The 19725-nt window shown below is 65.1% G+C and carries 22 protein-coding genes; 7 read left to right on the plus strand and 15 right to left on the minus strand.

Translation table 11 applies throughout. The annotated features are described in order from the left end of the window. Positions 1–17: 17 nt before the first annotated feature. The gene (locus FPZ24_RS10330; RefSeq protein ID WP_146571707.1) at positions 18–770 is read right to left on the minus strand and encodes a TonB family protein; all 753 of its coding nucleotides are present in this window, start codon (positions 768–770) and stop codon (positions 18–20) included. Between the two features lie 80 nt (positions 771–850). Between FPZ24_RS10330 and purL the strand changes: the two genes are divergently transcribed. From purL to bfr, 5 genes are all read left to right on the plus strand, one after another. Further along, positions 851–3064: a phosphoribosylformylglycinamidine synthase subunit PurL gene (gene purL / locus FPZ24_RS10335; protein WP_146571709.1), complete on the plus strand. Its 2214-nt coding sequence runs from the start codon at positions 851–853 to the stop codon at positions 3062–3064. A gap of 71 nt (positions 3065–3135) precedes the next feature. Further along, positions 3136–3576 (plus strand): hypothetical protein, encoded by a 441-nt coding sequence (locus FPZ24_RS10340; protein WP_146571711.1) that lies wholly within the window; start codon positions 3136–3138, stop codon positions 3574–3576. Beyond that, positions 3573–4829, plus strand: coding sequence for a DUF418 domain-containing protein (locus FPZ24_RS10345; protein ID WP_146571713.1), 1257 nt, complete (start codon positions 3573–3575; stop codon positions 4827–4829). The genes FPZ24_RS10340 and FPZ24_RS10345 overlap by 4 nt, the downstream gene beginning before the upstream one ends. 63 nt (positions 4830–4892) lie before the next feature. Next, a complete protein-coding gene (locus FPZ24_RS10350) occupies positions 4893–5063 on the plus strand; it encodes a (2Fe-2S)-binding protein (protein WP_146571715.1) in 171 nt (56 codons plus the stop codon). A 104-nt stretch (positions 5064–5167) separates the two neighbouring features. Further along, complete coding sequence (gene bfr, locus FPZ24_RS10355; protein ID WP_146571718.1) at positions 5168–5653, plus strand: bacterioferritin; 486 nt, start codon at positions 5168–5170, stop codon at positions 5651–5653. A 100-nt stretch (positions 5654–5753) separates the two neighbouring features. On the opposite strand, the gene FPZ24_RS10360 is transcribed toward bfr, so the two are convergent. From FPZ24_RS10360 to panB, 5 genes are all read right to left on the minus strand, one after another. Then, positions 5754–6155 carry an Hpt domain-containing protein gene (locus tag FPZ24_RS10360; protein ID WP_146574368.1) on the minus strand — a complete coding sequence of 134 codons (402 nt, stop codon included), beginning with the start codon at positions 6153–6155 and terminating at the stop codon, positions 5754–5756. A 138-nt stretch (positions 6156–6293) separates the two neighbouring features. Beyond that, on the minus strand, positions 6294–7661 hold the full coding sequence (gene der / locus FPZ24_RS10365) for a ribosome biogenesis GTPase Der (RefSeq protein WP_146574370.1): 1368 nt from the start codon (positions 7659–7661) through the stop codon (positions 6294–6296). A 62-nt stretch (positions 7662–7723) separates the two neighbouring features. Then, positions 7724–9052, minus strand: coding sequence for an outer membrane protein assembly factor BamB family protein (locus FPZ24_RS10370; RefSeq protein ID WP_146571721.1), 1329 nt, complete (start codon positions 9050–9052; stop codon positions 7724–7726). A gap of 4 nt (positions 9053–9056) precedes the next feature. Next, entirely contained in the window at positions 9057–9740 is a 684-nt protein-coding gene (locus FPZ24_RS10375) for a tetratricopeptide repeat protein (protein WP_240047700.1), read from the minus strand. Between the two features lie 78 nt (positions 9741–9818). Further along, on the minus strand, positions 9819–10691 hold the full coding sequence (panB, locus tag FPZ24_RS10380) for a 3-methyl-2-oxobutanoate hydroxymethyltransferase (protein WP_146571725.1): 873 nt from the start codon (positions 10689–10691) through the stop codon (positions 9819–9821). 123 nt (positions 10692–10814) lie between these two features. On the opposite strand from panB, the gene FPZ24_RS10385 reads away from it, so the two are divergent. Both FPZ24_RS10385 and FPZ24_RS10390 read left to right on the plus strand, forming a co-directional pair. Next, positions 10815–11237: a hypothetical protein gene (locus FPZ24_RS10385; protein ID WP_146571727.1), complete on the plus strand. Its 423-nt coding sequence runs from the start codon at positions 10815–10817 to the stop codon at positions 11235–11237. Positions 11238–11241: 4 nt separating this feature from the next. Then, positions 11242–11463 carry a helix-turn-helix transcriptional regulator gene (locus FPZ24_RS10390; RefSeq protein WP_146571729.1) on the plus strand — a complete coding sequence of 74 codons (222 nt, stop codon included), beginning with the start codon at positions 11242–11244 and terminating at the stop codon, positions 11461–11463. A gap of 13 nt (positions 11464–11476) precedes the next feature. On the opposite strand, the gene FPZ24_RS10395 is transcribed toward FPZ24_RS10390, so the two are convergent. The 9 genes from FPZ24_RS10395 to FPZ24_RS10435 form a co-directional block, all read right to left on the minus strand. Then, positions 11477–11917 carry a hypothetical protein gene (locus FPZ24_RS10395; protein ID WP_146571731.1) on the minus strand — a complete coding sequence of 147 codons (441 nt, stop codon included), beginning with the start codon at positions 11915–11917 and terminating at the stop codon, positions 11477–11479. 61 nt (positions 11918–11978) lie between these two features. Beyond that, entirely contained in the window at positions 11979–12323 is a 345-nt protein-coding gene (locus FPZ24_RS10400) for an ArsC family reductase (protein ID WP_146571734.1), read from the minus strand. 4 nt (positions 12324–12327) lie between these two features. Continuing rightward, complete coding sequence (locus FPZ24_RS10405; RefSeq protein WP_146571736.1) at positions 12328–12897, minus strand: hypothetical protein; 570 nt, start codon at positions 12895–12897, stop codon at positions 12328–12330. A gap of 4 nt (positions 12898–12901) precedes the next feature. Next, positions 12902–13162, minus strand: a complete 261-nt coding sequence (locus tag FPZ24_RS10410) for a CBU_0592 family membrane protein (RefSeq protein WP_146571738.1) — start codon at positions 13160–13162, stop codon at positions 12902–12904. 18 nt (positions 13163–13180) lie between these two features. Then, a complete protein-coding gene (locus FPZ24_RS10415) occupies positions 13181–14338 on the minus strand; it encodes a DUF3089 domain-containing protein (RefSeq protein ID WP_146571740.1) in 1158 nt (385 codons plus the stop codon). Further along, the gene (locus tag FPZ24_RS10420; protein ID WP_240047418.1) at positions 14335–15651 is read right to left on the minus strand and encodes a glycoside hydrolase family 1 protein; all 1317 of its coding nucleotides are present in this window, start codon (positions 15649–15651) and stop codon (positions 14335–14337) included. Before FPZ24_RS10420 ends, FPZ24_RS10415 begins: the two co-directional genes overlap by 4 nt. Before the next feature lie 29 nt (positions 15652–15680). Then, on the minus strand, positions 15681–17204 hold the full coding sequence (locus FPZ24_RS10425) for a carboxylesterase/lipase family protein (RefSeq protein ID WP_186728733.1): 1524 nt from the start codon (positions 17202–17204) through the stop codon (positions 15681–15683). Positions 17205–17335: 131 nt separating this feature from the next. Next, the gene (locus FPZ24_RS10430; RefSeq protein WP_146571744.1) at positions 17336–18556 is read right to left on the minus strand and encodes an NAD(P)/FAD-dependent oxidoreductase; all 1221 of its coding nucleotides are present in this window, start codon (positions 18554–18556) and stop codon (positions 17336–17338) included. 49 nt (positions 18557–18605) lie between these two features. Beyond that, positions 18606–19712 (minus strand): helix-turn-helix transcriptional regulator, encoded by a 1107-nt coding sequence (locus tag FPZ24_RS10435; protein WP_146571746.1) that lies wholly within the window; start codon positions 19710–19712, stop codon positions 18606–18608. Between the last annotated feature and the right edge of the window lie 13 nt (positions 19713–19725).

Below are 19725 nucleotides of genomic sequence, written 5' to 3' on the forward strand. Positions count from 1 at the left end.
CAAAAGAAGTTCCGCGCTCACCGACGCCTGGGACCGCTATCCTCGAAGTTCCATGTGTGGTTTTCGACGATCCACGATTTGATCGGGTTGCGATCCTCGTCCAGCGCCGGGCGATAACGGAACTTCTGCTCGATCAAGTCGCAGGTCAGCCGGTCGAGCCTTGCATTGCCGCTCGATCGCGTGATCCGGCAATCGGTGACGCGCCCGTCCTCCTCGACCGCATATTTGACGCCGACAACCAGATCGATCCCAGCCGTAAGATTGTAGGCGAGGTCGTCGGGCAGATCGGACGGTTTGATCCGCCCGCCGACCCGCCGCGGCGGCGTATCGCGACCGTCCCCCGCGCCGTCGCCGTCGCCAGCCCCGCCGCTGCCGAAGCCGTTACCGACGCCGCCCGCGCCATATCCCGGCCCTTCGACCGGTGCCGCACCCTGCGTCGGTTGAACGCCGGTGTTCGCGATCGGCGCCGCCGCGATCGGTTGCGGCGGGGGCGGCAGGACCGGTTTGGGCGCGACGACCTCGGTCGCGGTCGAGCGGAGGTTGGCCGGCGACGCCGCGCCTTCTTTCGAACTGTTCTTCTTCGGTTGCGGCGGCGGTGGCGGCGGTGTCGGTTGATCAGGTGCCAAGGCGAACGACGCGATCTTGTCGCGCAGCACCGGCGAGTTGCTGACCGCCAATCCGGCAATCAGCAGCCACAAGAGCGTGCCTTGTACGAGCACCGCCCCGACCGCACCCTTCCACCGACCCGTATTGCCGAGATAGCCTTCCATCGCGCCATAAACGCATAACTCGCCTGAATGGGAGCTTGAGCACGTGACGTTTCGCGCCCGTCTCGCTAAGGGCGCGAGGCATGAGCGGAATCACTCCCGAGATCGTCGCCGAGCACGGCTTGTCCCCCGAGGAATATGACCGCGTCCTGCACGCGATGGGGCGCGAGCCGAACCTGACGGAACTCGGCATCTTTTCGGTGATGTGGTCCGAACACTGCTCCTACAAATCCAGCCGTATCCATTTGAAAAAGCTGCCGACGACGGCGCCGTGGGTGATCTGCGGCCCGGGTGAGAATGCCGGCGTGATCGATATCGGCGACGGCCAGGCGGCGATCTTCAAGATGGAGTCGCATAACCACCCCAGCTACATCGAACCCTATCAGGGCGCCGCGACCGGAGTCGGCGGCATCCTGCGCGACGTGTTCACGATGGGCGCGCGGCCGGTCGCGAATCTCAACGCGCTGCGTTTCGGATCGCCCGATCACCCCAAGATGCGCCACCTGATCGCGGGCGTCGTTCACGGCATCGGCGGCTACGGCAACTGCGTGGGCGTGCCGACCGTCGGCGGTGAAGTGAATTTCCACAGCGCCTATGACGGCAACATCCTGGTCAATGCGATGACCGTCGGCGTCGCGCAGACCGACAAGATCTTCTATTCGGCCGCGTCGGGCGTCGGCAATCCGATCGTCTATGTCGGCTCCAAGACGGGGCGCGACGGCATCCACGGCGCGACGATGGCGTCGGCGGATTTCGGCGAGGACAGCGACGAAAAGCGCCCCACCGTCCAGGTCGGCGACCCGTTCACCGAGAAATTGCTGATCGAAGCATGCCTCGAACTGATGGCGTCCGACGCGATCGTCGCGATCCAGGACATGGGCGCGGCCGGCCTCACGTCCTCCTCGGTCGAGATGGCATCGAAGGGCGGCGTCGGGATCGAACTGATCATGGACGACGTGCCGCAGCGCGAGACCGGCATGACGCCGTACGAAATGATGCTGTCGGAGAGCCAGGAGCGCATGCTCATGGTGCTGAAGCCTGGCCGCGAGGCGTTTGCCGAAGCGATCTTCCGCAAATGGGAACTCGACTTCGCGGTGATCGGCACGGTGACCGATACCGGTCGCATGATTCTGAAATGGCAGGGTAATGTCGTCGCCGATATCCCTCTCGCCCCGCTGGCCGACGAAGCGCCGCTCTACGATCGCCCGCACGTCCCGACGCCCAAGCCGGCCGAGCTGAGCGACGAGCCGGAAACGGCCGACCTCGCCGCCGATCTACTCAAGCTGATGGGCTCGCCGGACATTGCCAGCCGGCGCTGGATCTGGGAGCAATACGACCAGCAGGTCGGCGCCGACACCGTGCAGCGCCCCGGCGGCGACGCCGCGGTGGTACGCGTCCACGGCACGCAAAAGGGCCTGGCGATCACCACTGACTGCACCCCGCGTTACTGTTTCGCCGATCCCGTCGAGGGCGGAAAGCAAGCGATTGCAGAGGCCTGGCGCAATCTCTCCGCAGTCGGTGCGAAGCCGCTCGCCGTCACCAATTGCCTCAACTTCGCCAATCCGCAGCGGCCCGAAATCATGGGCCAGGTCGTCGGTTGCCTGGAGGGGATGAGTGAGGCGTGCGTCGCGCTCGACTTCCCGATCGTGTCGGGCAACGTGTCGCTCTACAACGAAAGCAAGGCGACCGGTGGCGGATCGGCGATCCTGCCCACGCCCGCGATCGGCGGCGTCGGGCTGCTCGACGACTGGTCGAAATCCATCACTATCGGCTTCAAGAACACCGGCGACGCGATCATCGCGGTCGGCGAACGCAGCGGCCATCTCGGCCAGTCGATATGGCTACGCGAAATCCACGGCCGCGAGGAAGGCCCGCCGCCCCCGGTCGATCTGCGCGCCGAACGCCGCACCGGCGATTTCGTCCGCAGTTGTATCGCCAAGGGCGCAATCAGCGCGTGCCATGACGTGTCCGACGGCGGGATGGCTGTCGCGCTCGCCGAAATGGCGCTGGCATCGGGCATTGGTGCAATGATCAATGAAGCGCAGCCGTTCGGCGTCGCCGGCTCGTTCTTCGGCGAGGACCAAGGCCTGTATCTAGTGACAGTACCCGACGACCACCTCGCCGAATTCCTCGCGGACGCGGCCGCGGCCGACGTCCCCGCCGATCCGATCGGGCGGACGATCAAGGACCGGCTGATCTTCGAACTCGACGAGGGCGATTGGTGCGTGCCGCTCACCGACCTGCGCGCCGCGCACGAAGGATTCTTCCCCGCGCTGATGGGCGACACGATCGCCTAGTCTTGTCCGCTGCGAGGATCGGCTTAGGTTGTTCCACCTGTGGCGAAACTGCGCCGCTCAAGGGAGGGACTATGGGACAGTCGGTTTCGCGCCGCGTGGTCACGGCGACGTTGGTCGCGGGCACGCTCGATATCCTGTCGGCGGTGGTCTACACACTGATCGCCGGCAAGCAGCCGATTAACATGCTCAAGGGCCTGGCAAGCGCGGTGCTGGGCGACGACGCGGTCAAGGGCGGGTCGGAAATCGCGCTGGCCGGGCTCGGCATCCACTTCGCGATCATGGCCGTGATGGTGGCGTTCTTCGTGATCGTCGCGGATCGCCTGCCGGTGCTCAAGACGCGTTGGGTGATGGCGGGGATCGGGTACGGCATCGGTCTGTGGGCGATAATGAGCTTGGTTGTGCTGCCGATGCGGTACGGCTTCCATCCGTTCAAGCCGCTGGGCCTTGCTGAGCAATTCTTCAGCCATATCGTGCTGGTCGGCCTGCCGATCGCGTGGTTCGCGCGGAAGTGACCGACGCCGCGCCGCGCCTGCGGACACTCGACGCAGTGCGCGGAGTCGCGGTGATGGGCATCCTGCTGCTCAACATCAACGGGCTCGCGATGCCCGATTATGCCGAGATCGACCCGAGCCATTACGGTGGAGCGACCGGCGCGAACTGGTGGGTCTGGGCGATCGCCTACGCTGTCGGCGACGGCAAGATGCGCGGACTGTTCACGATGATGTTCGGCGCATCGACTGTGTTGATCGCCGAGCGCGCGGTCGCGAACGACGAAAGCCCGGTACGGGTGCATTACGCGCGGATGGCGACCTTGATCGTTTTCGGCATGGTTCACGCCTATCTGATCTGGGCCGGGGACATCCTGGTCCTCTACGCGCTGACCGGCATGATCGCGTTCGTTGGCTGGCGCGCGAAACCGCGAGTTTTGTTGCTGATCGGTATCGCTTTGCTCGGCCTCAAGGCGGCGGACGGACTTAGCGCCTGGTATCATCTGGACAGCGGCCGGGTCGCCGCCGCGCGCGGTGCGGATTATGCCCAGGCGGCCGATTGGCGCGCGTTCGAACGGGCGACCGCGCCATCGCCCGACGCCGCGGCAAAGGAAGTCGCGGCATATCGCGGCAGCTACGCCGACGCACTGAAATCGCGGACGGAAACCGCCATCTTCTTTCAGACGGTGATCAACCGCATCGCGTTCGTCGATACGCTGGCGCTGATGCTGATCGGCATGGCGCTGTTTCGCTGGGGGTTCTTCTCGGGCGCATGGTCGCGCCGCGCCTATTGGCTGGCGGCGGCGAGCGTACCTGTATTGTGGACGTGCTATATCCCGTTGGTCGATTGGCTCAGCGCGACGCGATGGTCGCCGCTCACAATGACCGCGACCGAGGCGATCCAACTCACCGTGCTGCGTCCGCTGCTTAGCCTCGGCTATGCCGCGCTGGTCATCCTGTTCGTCCGGTCCGGCCGGGTCGCATGGCTCGCCGATCGTCTCGCCGCGACCGGGCGCATGGCGTTCTCCAACTATCTGGGCACCAGCATCGTGCTGACGCTGTTCTTCAACGGCTACGGCTTCGGCTGGTACGGCTATCTTCAGCGCTGGCAGTGCCTGATCGTCGTCGCGGCGATGTGGGCGGTCATGCTCGCGTGGTCGGAACCCTGGCTCGACCGATTCGCCTACGGGCCGTTCGAATGGCTGTGGCGCAGCGCGGCGCGCTTTAAGCTCCAACCCTTCCGCCGCCGCCAAGAAATTGCAAACGCCTCGCAATAGTCTTGCGAATCACTCTCACTAACGCTAACTCCATCGTAACGGGCGAGAGGGATAATCGTTCTCATGATGGTATGCGTCTGCAATGCGATCCGTGAACGCGAAGTGCGCGAAGCCGCTCGCTCGGGATCGATGACCGCGTGCCAAGCCTATCGCGCGATGGGCATGCAGCCCAAATGCGGTCAGTGCGTGCCGTTCGCGCGAGCCATTATCGACGAGGAACGTGCTGCTGCGTAGCGTTCGCAGCCGCTGAAACCCGCAGAAATCCGCCATTTTTGGGACTGTCGCGATGCGGCGGTCGGCTCTATGATGTCCGCCATCCATAGCAATAGGCGGGCATCATGAAGGGCGACCCCAAGGTCATCGAATTCCTCAACACGGCGCTCAAGAACGAGCTGACCGCGATCAACCAATATTGGTTGCACTACCGGTTGTTCGACCATTGGGGCGTCAAGAAGCTCGCCGAGTTCGAGCGCCACGAATCGATCGACGAGATGAAGCATGCCGACTGGCTGTCGGAGCGCATCCTGTTCCTCGACGGCCTGCCCAACTTCCAGCTGCTCGGGCGGTTGCGCATCGGCGAGACGGTCGAGGAAGTGCTCAAGGCCGATCTCGAGCTCGAGATGGAGGCGCTGCCCCTGCTCCGCGATGCGATCGAGCATTGCGAAAAGGTGCGCGATTACGTCAGCCGCGACCTGTTCCGCCGCATCCTCGACAGCGAGGAAGAGCATGTCGATACGCTCGAACGCCAGTTCGAGATGATCGAGCGGATGGGCATCGAAAATTACGTTCAGTTGAACGCGAAGGCCGAAGAAGGGGACGGCTGACCGAGTGGATTAGCCACGCTAATCCGCGTCGCGCGGTCAGCCTCGGCCGGCCTCGCATAGCGAGGACCGACGGCGCGGCTTTGCCGCGCCGGAATGACGTTTAGCCCGCGCGGCGCCCAAATTGCGGACGGCGCTCGACCAGCGGATTGGCCTCCCGCTCGAGCATCGTCAGCGTCGCTTCGAAACAGGGGCGCAGTTTGACGACATGCTCCAGCGCTTGGTCGGGTGCGTCGCGCGTTTCCACGCACTGGCGCGCGATATGCTCGATCTCTTCGGCGAGGTGCGACAGCGGCTCCGCGCCGAACTGGCGCGATTCGCCCTTCAGCGTGTGCGCCGGCAGGACGAGCGCGGCGGCATTGCCGTTGCGCATCGCGTCCTCGATCGCCGCCACCGACTTGGTGCCGTCTTCACGGAAATATCCCAGGATGCGCACAAACCCTGCGCCAAGCTCGCTTCGCGCCGCCTGAAACGCGGTCCAATCGATCAACTGGTCACCGCCCATCGTCACCATCAACCTCCAACGGTGCCGTGCTTCGCACTGCCCATACCGGGTGTTGTAACGCAGGGGAGTAAACGATGCGTTGACGAAAGGTCCGGAATTACGATCTAAGTGCTTGTCGGTACTTCGTTTCCGCGATCATCATTTCTTGTCGCGGTCGAACGGGTTCTTCGGCGCCCGGAACGTCAACCTGACCGGCACCGCGCCGAAACCCAGATCGCGCCGCATCGAATTGACCAGATAGCGTTCGTAACTTGCCGGCAATTGATCGACGCGCGTCCCGAAAATGACGAAGCTGGGGGGGCGCGTCTTGACCTGGGTGACGTAGCGCATCTTCACGCGCTTGCCGCCGGGCGCGGGCGGCGGATTGGCTTCGATCGCGCGTTCGAACCAGCGGTTCAGCTCGCCGGTGCCGACGCGGCGCGACCAGGCCTCTCGCGTCTCGAACGCCGCGCCGATTAATTGATCGACGCCCTTCCCCGTCGCCGCTGACACGGTGATGACGGTGACGCCCTTAACCTGGCTCAGGCCGTCCTCGAGCGCTTTCTTGACGCCGTTGAACAGCGAGGAAGCGTTTTCGGCGACGTCCCATTTGTTGAGCGCGATGATCAGCGCGCGGCCTTCCTCCAGCACGCGATCGGCGATGCGCAGGTCCTGCGCCTCCAGCCCCAGCGTCGCGTCGAGCAGCAGGACGACCACCTCGGCGAAATCGACCGCGCGCAATGCATCGGCGACCGACAGTTTCTCCAATTTGTCCTGCACCTTGGCGCGCTTGCGCATGCCCGCGGTGTCGATCAGCCGGACGTCGCGTGGGCCGCTCTTGGGGTCGTTCCATACCCAATCGACCGCGATCGAATCGCGGGTGATGCCCGCTTCGGGCCCCGTGATCAGGCGGTCTTCGCCGAGCATGCGGTTGATCAGCGTCGATTTGCCCGCGTTCGGCCGGCCGACGATCGCGAGCTTGAGCGGCGCGTCGGGGCTGTCGTCATCGGCCTCGAATTCTTCGACTGGCTCGGGGATGTGCGGCAACAACGCTTCGAACAGGTCGCCCATGCCCTCGCCGTGTTCGGCCGAGATCTGTACCGGATCGCCGAAGCCGAGCGACAGCGAATCGAGGATGCCCGCTTCCCCCGCTTTGCCCTCGGCTTTGTTGGCGATCAGGATCACCGGCGTCGCCGACCCGCGGAGCCACCGCGCAATCTCTTCGTCGAGCGGGACGATCCCGGCGCGGGAATCGAACAGGAACAACGCGACATCCGCCATCGCCACCGCGGCTTCGGTCTGTTGACGCATCCGGCCGGGCAAGGTCGCGGCGTCGAGGTCTTCGTACCCCGCCGTATCGATGACGCGGAAGTCGAGCCCGATCAGCGACGCATCGCCTTCGCGCCGATCGCGCGTCACCCCGGGCTGGTCGTCGACCAGCGCCAGCTTCTTGCCGACGAGGCGATTGAACAGCGTCGACTTGCCGACATTGGGTCGGCCGATAATGGCAACGGTGGGTAAGGGCATCGGCCGCGTGTAGCGGGGACGGGACACGACGTCACGCCCCCCCCGTCAGCGAGCGATGGTCCTCAGCGGTACGCGGTCAAGCGCCCCCGCACATCGAGGGTGTAGAGCACGTTGTTGGCGACCACGGGGCCGAGGCCGAAGCCTTCCTTGTTGTCGATCACCTGACCGATCGCGCCGTCGGCGGGCGACAGGAACGTCACTTCGCCGAGCGAATTGGTCAGCACCAGCCGGTTGCCGGCCAGCACCGGGCCGTACCAAGTCAGCGGATCCTTCTTCTTTTTCTTCTTTTCGACCTTAAATGCGCGGAGCTGGCTGATCCAGCGCACCTTGCCGGTCGAACGCTGCAGGCAATAGACCTTGCTCTCGTCGGTCACGACGAAAATCCACTCGCCCGCGAGCCACGGCGTCGAGATGCCTGCGAAATTCTGTTCCCAGATGCGCTGCCCGCTGGCGAGGTCGGCGGCGATCATGCGACCGCCTTGGCCGAGCGCGTAGACCTGATTGCCGTCGATGACCGGATCGGCGTCGATGTCCGACAGGCTCGACACGCTGGTCGTGATGCTTGTCCGCGACAGCGCGTCGCCCCACAACGTGCGGCCGTTCTCGTAGCGATAGGCGTTGAGTTCGCCCGACGAGAAGCCGGCGACGATCGTGCTGCGCGCCGAGGCCGGTGCCGCGACGCCGAACACGCCCTGCGTTTCCAGGCTGCCCGACGAATTCCACTTTTGCGCGCCATCGGCGGTCGCCAGCGCGAACAGCTGGTTGTCCTGGCTCAGGACGTAGAGCTGATCGCCGTCCACGGTCGGTGCACCACGCAGCGGTCCGCCCGGCTTGACGCGCCACACTTCGGCGCCGGTCCCGGCATCGAACGCGACGACATCGCCCAGCCCGTCGGTCGCGTACACGCGTCCGCTATCGACGCTCGCGCCGCCGCCGAACCGCGCCGGCTTGTTCTCGTCGCCCTTGGCGATCGGCACGTTCCATAGCGGCGAGCCGTTGGCCGCATCATATGCGTGGAGCTGCGCGTCGATATCGACCACGTAGAGTTTGCCGCCCGCAATGACTGGCGCGCTCGCCAACCGCGAGCGGTTCGATCCCGCCGAGATCGTCACGCCCCAGGCGCGCGATACCGTTCCGGCCAGCGCCAGATGCCCCATCGACTTGGCCGCGTTGCCGCCCGATTGCGCCCACTCGCCGTTGACTTCGGGATTGGGCAACAGGACCTGCAGGCCTGCAATCGCCGGGTCGAGTTTCGCGTCGCTCTCGGACACCAGGATCGGGATGCGCTCGCCGACCGTCGGGGTCTTCTTCCCGCCGCCCTTGAACACGCCGCAACCCGCCAGTGCGGTCAACGCCAGCACCGCGATCGGCACACGCAACTTGCTCGCCATGCTTCTACTTGCCCTTCTGGTCGGTCGTGCCGACGTCCACAGCATCCATCCCTTGAACCGCACGTTGACGGATCGATTCGGGCACGGTTTCGGTCCCGGCGATCTTCTTGAACATCGCGCGGGCCTCGTTCGGTTTGTTGAGGCGCAGATACGCCATCGCCACCATCTCGCCGGCGCTACCCAGCCACGCCGAGTCCGCGGCCGCCAAGGGCTTGAGCCGGTCGATGATGATCTGCGGGGCGAGACCGTCGAACTCGATGCTGGTCTGGCGGATCAACGCATAGTCGCGAGCCGGCTTGCCGAGCGCGGTATCGCCGGCAATCGCGGCGAACTTGGCCGCGGCCTCCTTGGTCTTGCCGGCATTGAACAGCTGGTTGGCCTCGGTCATCCGAGCAACCGCGCTGTAGCCGGGCGCGCCCGACGTATCGAGGTCGGTCAGCGCCGCCGACGCTTCGGCCGGCTTGTTCGCGGCGATCGAATCGAGCGCGGTCTGCAGCTTGACCGCCTGCCCTTCGGCCTTGCTATTGCTCCAATAGCGCCAGCCCAGCACCGCGGCGAAGATCAGCAATCCGGCGCCGATCGCGCCCAGGATCAAGCGGCCATGGTTCGTCCACACGCCGACGATCTGGTCGCGGCGCAACTCCTCATCGACCTCACGCAGGAAAGCTTCATCGGTTTTCGGCGGCACGGCCAAGGTGGTAGGCTCCGATTGTGGTGGGAATTTGGTGGCGGACCTTAGCGGCGCACGCCCGAAACGCAACGAGGCTTAGGGCTTCGGCAAATAGACCTGTTCTTCGCCGGGAAAAGTACGCGCGCGAACTTCTGCCGCGTAACGCGATGCGGCATCGCTGATCCGCCCGGCCATATCGTCGAAACGCTTCACGAACCGTGGCGTCCGCTCGAACAGACCCAGCATATCCTCGGCCACCAGCACCTGGCCGTCGCACGCCGCCGACGCGCCGATGCCGATGACGGGAATGTCGCTGGTCTCGGTGATCTTGCGCGCGAGTGGTTCGACCACGCCTTCGACGACGACCGCGAACGCGCCGGCGTCAGCGACCGCCTTGGCGTCGGACGCGATCTTCGCCTCTTCCTCTTGGCCCCGTCCGCGCGCGCCATAGCCGCCCAGCGCATTGATCGCCTGCGGGGTCAGGCCGACATGCGCCATCACGGGGACACCGCGCTCGGTCAGGAACTTGATCGTCGGCGCCATCGCCGCGCCGCCTTCCATCTTGATCGCGGCGCAGCCCGTTTCGGCCAGCAGCCGGCTTGCGCTGGCGAACGCCTGTTCGGGCGAGCCTTCATAGGTGCCGAACGGCATATCGACGACCACGACCGCGTGATAACTGCCCCGAACCACGGCGGCGCCATGCGCGACCATCATGTCGAGCGTCACCGGCAGGGTCGACGGCAGGCCATAAACCACCTGCCCCAGCGAATCGCCGACCAGCAGGATGTCGCAGTGCGGGTCGAGCAACTGCGCCATCCGCACGGTATAGGCGGTCAGCATCACCAGCGGCTCTTCGGTCTTCCCCTCGACCTTGCGCCGCTGGATCGCCGGCACGGTCAGCCGCTTCATCGGCGCCGGGGTTGGGTTGGCGCGGCTGGTCGACGTGTCGATGGTGAAGGTCGTGGACATAGGGGCGCTGTAACGCCGGACATCGGCGCGTGCCAGCACACAGCGGATCAAGTGCAAAACACTCTTGACTAAATGTATGATATTTTTAACATTGCGTTTGTTAAACATCACATGGAGACGATTGTGGCGTTCCGGGAAAAGATCGTGTGGGCCGCGTTCGTGACGACGCTGCTGGTATGGGGCAGCTACTTCGCGGTGGTGATTTACAAGCTGACGGTCAGCGCGACTCACGACATGCTGCTGTTCTGGCTGTTCATCGCCGCGACCGTCGCGCAGGCCGCGATGATGGCGGCAACGGCGGCGATTGCCGCGTTAATGGCGCCCGGCGACGCCGCAGCGCCGCCCGACGAGCGCGACCGGATGCTCGGCCAGCGCGCGAGCGGGGTCGCCTATTTCGTCGTCTTGCTCGCGATCGTCGCGGTGATCGTGTGGATGCATGTGGGTCTGCGCGGCGTGAACGTCATCTTCGCGCTCATCGGCGTTTTCATCCTGGGAGAAGCGGTGCGCTTCGGGACGAAGGCGATCGGCTATCGGACCGGGAGCTGAGGACATGGCCAAGCCGCCCCCCGGCCGCGTGGTCAATCAGATCCGCCTGCTGCGCTTCATGGCCGGCGAGATGACGCAGGCCGAACTCGGCGAGCGGATCGGCCTGACGCGCCAGACGGTCGCCGCGATCGAGGCGGGGAAATACTCCCCGACGCTGGAAGCCGCGTTCCGCATCGCGCAGGTGTTCGGCAAACCGCTCGACGAGGTGTTCCGGTGGGAGGGGTGACCCCACTCCCGGCCTAGCGCGCGCCGATCCAGCCCTTGCGCGCAGCCATCCCGGCGAACCAGATCTGGAATATCGCCACCGCCGCAATGAAGGCCGGGAACGGCACGGTGGCCGCGGCGCCCTTGTGCGCAATCAAATCGGTCGCCGCGAAGGCGTAGCCGAACATGACGATAACCCCGAGCAGCGATATCCAGAACAGGATGATGGCCCGCCGTTCTTTCAACAACAGCGCCAGCGCGCCCAACAGACCGCCGAATACCGACACGGCATAGACGTAGTTGTACCAGCTCGGCAGCGCGGCATAATATTTGAGCGACCAGTCATCGACTGGCCCCATGGCGGCTGCGCCCAGCGTGAACTGCATATACCATGCCCAACACCCCATCGCGCCCCACAGCACGAGCACGATCGCCACGATCCAGAACCAGGCCGGTGGTTTTACGCCTGTCGCCATGTCACCCCTCCCCAAGCGATTGATGACGCGAGACTGCGCCGGGGACAAAGCGATGGCAAGCCTAGCCGAGCGCCGCTTCCCAAGCGTCGGGCTTGAACCCCGCGAGCAGGACCCCGTCGCCTTCCAGGATCGGCCGCTTGATCATCGACGGCTGTGCCAACATCAGCGTAATCGCCTTGCCCGCATCCAGATCGGCGCGGTCGGCGTCGGACAACTTGCGGAACGTCGTGCCGGCACGGTTGAGTACCGTTTCCCACCCTAGCGCCCCGACCCATCGCCGCAGCGACGCCTCGTCCACGCCCGCCTTTTTGTAATCGTGAAACGCGTAGCTCGTACCGCGCGCATCAAGCCACGCTCGCGCCTTCTTGACGGTGTCGCAATTGGGGATCCCGTAAAAGGTCAGCACGCACTCACTCCACGATGCAGGTTTCACCGGAATACATCGACGTGACCTTGGACGTCGGCTTGTTCCCGTCGAGCCAGCCGTTCGGACCGTCGTCCAGCGTGAACCCCGGCCCGAGCCCGCCCCCTTCTTCGTTGCCGGGATCGACGAACACCTTGGGCAGCAATCGCTGGAGCGTCGTCACGTTGGTGCCGATCCCGACGCCATTGGCCATCCGGTAATTCTGGCTCCCGCCATCTTCGAGCGTCCAGCCGACGAGCTCGCCGCCGACGAACGACAGTTCGATGCCGCCGCGAAACTTGGCGTAGCCGATCGCGTGACCGCTGCCACATTCGGGATAGACGCCGGTCTTGGTCGGCGCGCCGAGCCCCGCCGACACGATCTTGATGGCCGCCGCGCGCACCATGCCGAACCGCGCGGTCTGCGGCGCCTGTCCGCCCGGCCCCGCGACGATTAGCCCGTTCGCGACCAGCGTAACCGGGAAAGTCTTGACCATCGCCGCTTCGGCGACGGACAGGAATACGGTCGGCAACGCGATCGCGCAGGCGATGGCGGCGGCTGTCGCGAAAATCTTCATATCCCTACTCCTCGACCGCGCGCCGTCGCACGCGCCACAACGTGTATAGGCCGATCCCCGCCCACGCCACATTCAGCGTCGCCGACGGAATCGCGCCGTTATAGCCGCTGTTGACGATGAAGCAGGCCGCACCGACCACGTTCATCCACTGATAGGCGCGTGACCGCCCGTCGATCCGTCCGGTCGACAACAGGACATAGGCGGCGAGGATCAGCAGCATGCCGCCCCAACCGATGATTTCGATGACGATCCGTTCGCTAGTCATCGAGTCGTTTTAGAGGCTTCAGCGCGGCGCGATAGGCGGGTTAGCCGCGATCCATGCCTTCGCTCGATCGATCGCGTTGCGGCGAAGGGCGTCGTAGAAGATGCCGTAGTCGTTGAGGTGATAGCTGCCGAAGATCCAGCTGAGCTTGTCGGTGAAGCCCGATGGCGCGCCCCACGGCACATCGATTTCGAGCAGACTGTTCTTGCATTCCGCGCCGCTCAGGTTGCGAGCCAGCGTGGGCAGCGGCTTGGCCGTGGTCCCGAATGGCGCGACCGGGAACGGCAGGCTGCCGGCATTGGCACTCGCCGGTGCCGCGCCCTGTTGCTTCCAGTTGAGCGGGTTCACGCAAATCGAATTGGGCTTGCCGTTGGTCACGAACGTGCCGCGCCACCAATAATTCTTGCCATCGACAATCATCCGCGCGCCGCTGCGTCCGGTCTGGCTGGTATTGTAGGACACGACGCATCCCGTCTGCGTCGCGTTATCGCAAATCGGCAGCCCCAGTTCGCCGAACGTATCGGGCGTGTAGCCGCCGATCAGATACGCCGCGACAAGATGTGACTTGAGCGGCGTACTAAGGATTTCCTGTTGCAGCAGATGAATCGCATGGAACGTCCCCTGGCTGTGCGAGGCGATGATGAACGGGCGGCCCTTGTTGAGATATTTGATGTAGTAACGGAACGCCGCGACGACATCGTCGAACGCGATCGCCATCGCCTTGGGTTCCTTCAGCGCCGCGAGCGACGCCTGGCGATAGCGCGGCGCGTACATTCGGCAGCATCCGTTGAACACGCTGACCTGGTCGAGCAGCACCGGTGGGTTGAGCGGCGCGGCCTTGTCGTCCGCATCGAACGGCGCGTTCCACACCGCGCTGCCCTTGAACGTGGTCGGATGCACGAAGAAGACGTCGACCGGCGCCTGAGCCTCATCGATCGGTGTCATGCCCGGCGGGGTCGAGCGCTCGAGCCCGTTGCGCCCGGGAAACGCCAGCCACGCGGCGGGCTTGGCATAGTCCGGTGCTGGCGGCGCCTTCGCTTCGGCGAACGGCGTCGATGGACCATGCATGCTCGCGATCAGATCAAACCCGCCGATCGCCCAGAAGGCGACGATCAAGACGACCAGGATCGCCGCGAGCGACTTCAGCGCGATCCGCCACCAGCGCCGCTTCGGCTTCACAACAGGTTAGCCTTCACGCGCGAGGCGAAATAGCGCGCGCTGGGTTTCAACGTCCGCTTGAATGTCGTGCGATCGACTTCGACCAGGCCGAATTTCTTCGCATAGCCTGACGTCCACTCGAAATTATCGAGCAGCGACCAATAGAGGTAACCCTTCACGTCGATGCCGTCGTCGATGCACTTCGCGACCTCGGCGATCGTCGCCTCGATGAACTTCACCCGCGCCGCATCGTCAGTCGTGCCGATGCCGGTTTCGGTCAGATAAACCGGCTTGCCGACATGCTCGGCGGCGTAGCGCAGACAGGCGCCGATGGCGTGCGGGTAGTTCTCGTAGCCCATATCGGTCACCGGGACGCTACCGTCGGGCGGCAGCAGCCCCTTGTCGCCGATCCGCAGCCGCGAATAGGTCTGGACGCCGATAAAGTCCGACTTGCGCGCCGCGTCGATCCAGCCGCCGTACATCGTCGCTTCGGCTTCCTTGGCGCGGTTGTTCGGGCCGACGCCCTGGATCTCCTGCATCGACAACGTGACGCCGACCGGCAAATCGGAACGCGCCGCCTTGATCGCGGCATAGCCCTTGGCATGGGCATCGAGCATGACCGGGTCGATCTTGTCCGGATCGCCGAACAGCATCGAGGAGAATTGCGGCGAATTGGTCCGCCGCCGCGCCGCCGCAATCATATTGCGAGCGTTCTCCGCCGCTGCGTCGCTCGCGAAGCGCGGCAGGACCCGGCGCAGGCCAAGAATGTTGGCTTCGTTGAACGTGGTCGCCATGCCGATCAGCGGTCCCAGCTTTTCGGTCGCGCGCCCACAGAAGCGCGCGAACAGATCGGCCCCGTCCGCCACTTCGAACCCGCCGCGCATTGCGAACCACAACGGCACGGTGAAGTGGTTGAAGGTAACCATCGGCAGCAGCTTGCGCGCGTGGCACGCCTCCAGCACCTGAACGTAATGGTCGAGCGCAGCCTCGGAGAACATGCCGGGCGCGGGCTCGATCCGTGCCCATTCGATCCCGAAGCGATAGCAATTGAGACCCAGGCTCGCGGCGATATCCAGGTCTTCCTTGTACCGATTGTAGCTGTCGCACGCATCGCCCGACGGGTCCTTGAACGCGGTCGGCGTGTTGGTTTCGAGCAGCCAGCTGTCGGAGTTCGTATTGCCCCCCTCGCTCTGGTGCGCGGAAATCGCGGTACCCCACAGGAATCCCTTGGGCGCACGGCGTCGGGCGGGAAGCGGCATCGCTCCGGCGGCGCCGGTGGCGAGCAATCCTGCGGCGCCGGCGACGACCTGGCGGCGTGTCGGAGTGATGATCATGTGCTTTTCCTATCGCGTGGAGTTGCGGATCAGCGAACCGTGATCGTCGCCCATTTGCTGACCGAAAAGGCCATCGTCGCCGCCTTCGCCTGCTCCTGGATCGGGGTGAGTCGACGCGGCTGCGTCTTCGGGCCGACGTAGAGATACGTCGTCGGCAGGGACGTGACCGCGGGCCAGTTCGGTGCACCCCCACCGTTCGGGTTGCCGGTGCGCGCGAAGTTGACCCAGTAATCGCCCATCAGCTTCGACACTTCGGCGTCGCGCGCGTCCCAAGCGTGCTCGACCGGCTTGGTCCCGAACACATATTCGACCTCGCCGCCATGATCGGTTCCCGCAGCGCCGGCGCGCTGATCGACCGGCACCTGATCGAAATAATAGACGTACGTGTTGGGATTCACCGCCGCCTGCTTGTCGGCAATCGCGAACGACGGCAGCACGAAGCCGACATCCTCGGCAAGATCGATCACCGCCTTGTCGCGCGGCTTGCCCGTCATTGCGATATAGCCGTCGAGCAACGGACCGAATTGCTCGCCCAACAAACCCTTCGCCGCCGGCTCGGTCATGCCGCCCAGGCTCGATTCGTTCGAATTGCCGCCGATCATCAGCGGGATCTTCATCTGCTCGCCGCGGTAGAACGGGTCGCCCGGACTGCGCGTCACGACCTTGCCGTCGATGAACGGGAACGAGCGGCCGTTCTTGATGACATCGGCGAGCGGGATCGCGCGGAGCTGGTCGGCGGTCGCATCCTTCAGGCCCAGGCTGTTGGTCCACATCGTGCCCAGCATCTCGGCATTGATCGCGCCGCCGCGGATCGGGGGCAGCACGCTGCCGCCGGCGCCGGATTCTGAAATCGCTTTCTGGAACAGTCCGCGCGACGCCGGCGAGCTCATCAGGATCTGCACCGACCCCGCCCCTGCCGACTCGCCGAAGATCGTGACGTTACCAGCGTCGCCGCCGAAGTTCGCAATGTTGCGCTTCACCCATTGCAACGCCGCGATCTGGTCCATGATCCCGTAATTGCCGAGCAGTCCGTTCGGGTCTTCCTTGGTCAGCCCGGGATGCGCGAAGAAGCCGAGCCGGCCCATGCGATAATTGATCGTAACGATCACCGCGCCGCGGTTCGCCAGCGCCGTGCCGTCGTACAGCGGCACGCCCGCCGCACCGTACGTGAAGCCGCCGCCATGAATCCACAGCATGACGGGATATTTGCCAGGCTTGGCCGGGCGCCAGACGTTGAGGAACAGGCAGTCCTCGCTCTTGGGCCCGACCTGCGCCCAGGGTTCCGTATGCGCGTCGTCCTGCGGGCAGGCGAAACCGAATTTGTTCGCGTCGCGAACGCCGGTCCATTTCGGCGCGGGCTGCGGCGCTTTCCAGCGCAACGGACCGACCGGCGGCGCGGCATAGGGAATGCCCTTGAACACCAGCAACTTGCCTTCGGCCGCACCCGCCAGCGTGCCGGTATCGATCTTGACCTGAGCCGACGGCCCCTTCGCCGCCGCCGGCATGACAGCGGCAAGCGCGACCGACATCGCGAGCAACGAACGTAACTGCATCAGGCTCATCTCCCTTGGCGCGGTTCGTCGAGCAGTGCCCGCGATCCGTTCAGAGCCATTAAGATATTAATTCATTCGCTAGTCAATATCTGAAGCAGTCGAATGCCCGCCGCAGCAACAGGATGCGCGCGTCAAAGGTCCTTCAAAACGACCTCGGGGTCCGCGAGTTTTGCAGGATCGACGGACAGGCCCTCGACGACCAGTCGGCGTCCCTGGACGTAATCGCGAACCATGTTGACGCAGTCGAACGCGATGACGCGCCCGTCGCGCAGATAGACGACGCTGAACTTGCGCGTCACCGGGTCGCCGCGGACCACCGTTTGGTCGTGGCCGGTGGACAGACCGATGGTCTGGAGCTTGAGGTCGTATTGGTTCGACCAGAACCACGGCACCGCGTCGTAGCGCACATCCTCGCCGAGTATCTGTTTCGCGACGACGCTTGCCTGGTCGTGCGCATTCTGCACCGATTCGAGGCGGATGACCGCGCCTTGGGCGTAGCCGTTGGGATGCGCAGCGCAGTCGCCGATCGCGTAGATGTCGGGCAGCGTGGTGCGACACGCATCGTCGACGACCACGCCGTTGCCGGTCACCGCGCCAGCGTCGGCCAAGGACGAGACCTCCGGCAGGATACCGATCCCGACCACAACCATGTCGGCCGCGATCACCGCGCCGTCGGTCAGGTGCACACCGGTGACGTGGCCGCCCTCGCCTTCGATGCGATCGACCGCCGCGCCGAGCCGGATATCGACGCCGTGCGCGCGGTGCTCCCTTTCGAAGAACCGGGACAGCGGTTCGCCGGCGACCCGGGCCAGCACGCGATCGAGCGCTTCGATCAGTACGACCTCCTTCCCCGCCTTGGTCAGCACGGCCGCGGCTTCCAGCCCGATATAGCCGCCGCCGATCACGACGGCGCGCCGGACGTCGGGCAATTCGGCGATCATACGATCGGCATCGGCGCGGTTGCGCATGGTGTGGATGCCGGTCAAATCGTGTCCGGCGCAGGCCAATCGCCGAGGCGTGCCGCCCGCCGCCCAGATCAATTTGCCGTAGCCGATTTCCCCGCCGTACGCCGTCGTTACCCGATGCGCGGCAGGATCGACCGTCACCACTCGCCGCCCGGCCAGCAGCGTCACATCGCGCTCGACCCAGAACGCCAGCGGCCGCAGGCAGGATGCGGTCGAACCTTTTTCGCCCGACAGATACTCCTTCGACAGCGGCGGCCGCTCGTACGGCGGATCGGGCTCGTCGCCGACGATCGCGATCGATCCGCTATAGCCGCCCTGACGCAGCGCAATAGCCGCCTGCGCGCCGCCATGGCCGCCGCCAACGATAAGGACGTCGAAACTGCTCATCTCCGGCCTTTCGTATCGCGATCACAACCGTCGCGATAGGTCGGACGCCTCAGGAGCGGTGGAGCAGCAAACGGACCAGGTCGGCCTGACGGCGCGTGCCGGTCTTGGCGAAGACGGCGCTGAGCTGAGCACGGACGGTATGAACCGACACCCCGATCCGGTCGGCGGCCTCGCGTAGGCTCTGACCCTCGGCGATCGCGGTCGCCAGTCGCCCTTCGGCAGCGGTAAGATTGAACCGCGCGCGCGCGTCGAGTTCCGCGCCCAGTGCGGGCGGTTGTGCGTCGTTGACCGACACCAGCATCAGCGGTTCGCTGCTCAGCATCGCCCGGCTGCGCGCACCGACCGGCGACACCGTGACGGCAAACCGCCGCGTCGATCCGGTACGGCCCAGCGTCAACGCCGGCGGCATTTCCTTCCCCGCCAACACCGCCGCGTAGAGTCGCTGGAGGTGGGCATCACTCGCCGCGTCCATGGTTCGCAGCTGGCCGCCGGTAATGTCCAGCGCACCCTCTTCCGACACGAATCGCCGCGCTGCCGCGGTCATCCGCTGCACACGTCCGGCGCGATCGACGAACAGCAGCCGCTGATCGGTCGTGTCGAGCATCGCGTCGAGATCGTCGCGCGCATTCTGTTCGACGCGCAGCCGCCGCGTAATCGCCGAGGCGCGCACCAGATGCGGTTGATATCGCCGCGCGATCGCGATCTCGTCCTTGCTGAACGCACCCCGATCCTCCTGCCGTGCGATGCTGATCGACGAGACCATCGTGCCGTCGAGCCCGAGCCGTAGGAACATACTCTGTTCGGCGCCGAGCCGGGCGAGGAATTCGTTGAAATAGGGCGTCTTGCGCAGTTCGTCGCGATCCATCCATTCGGCGTCACGCACGATCGTCGGCAGCCAGCCGCGCATATACTGGACCGGGTCGTCGACGATCGCGAGCGGGTTGTCCGCCGCCCAGCGCGAAAGATATTCCTCCATCACCGCCGGATCCTGCCGCACCGGCTGGCCGGCACCTTCTCCGGTTACGATATCGAGTTCGGTCGTCACCGCGGTTTCGGCGCCGATCGCGTCGCACAGCTGCTCGATGGCGACGTTCCACGCACCGGGCGTGAACGGCGCATCGTAGATCAGGTCGATCAGTTCGGCCGCTTGCCCCATGTCCGGCGTCGCC

Origin of the sequence: Sphingomonas panacisoli (assembly GCF_007859635.1) — a bacterium.
Classification (GTDB): Bacteria; Pseudomonadota; Alphaproteobacteria; order Sphingomonadales; family Sphingomonadaceae; genus Sphingomonas; species Sphingomonas panacisoli.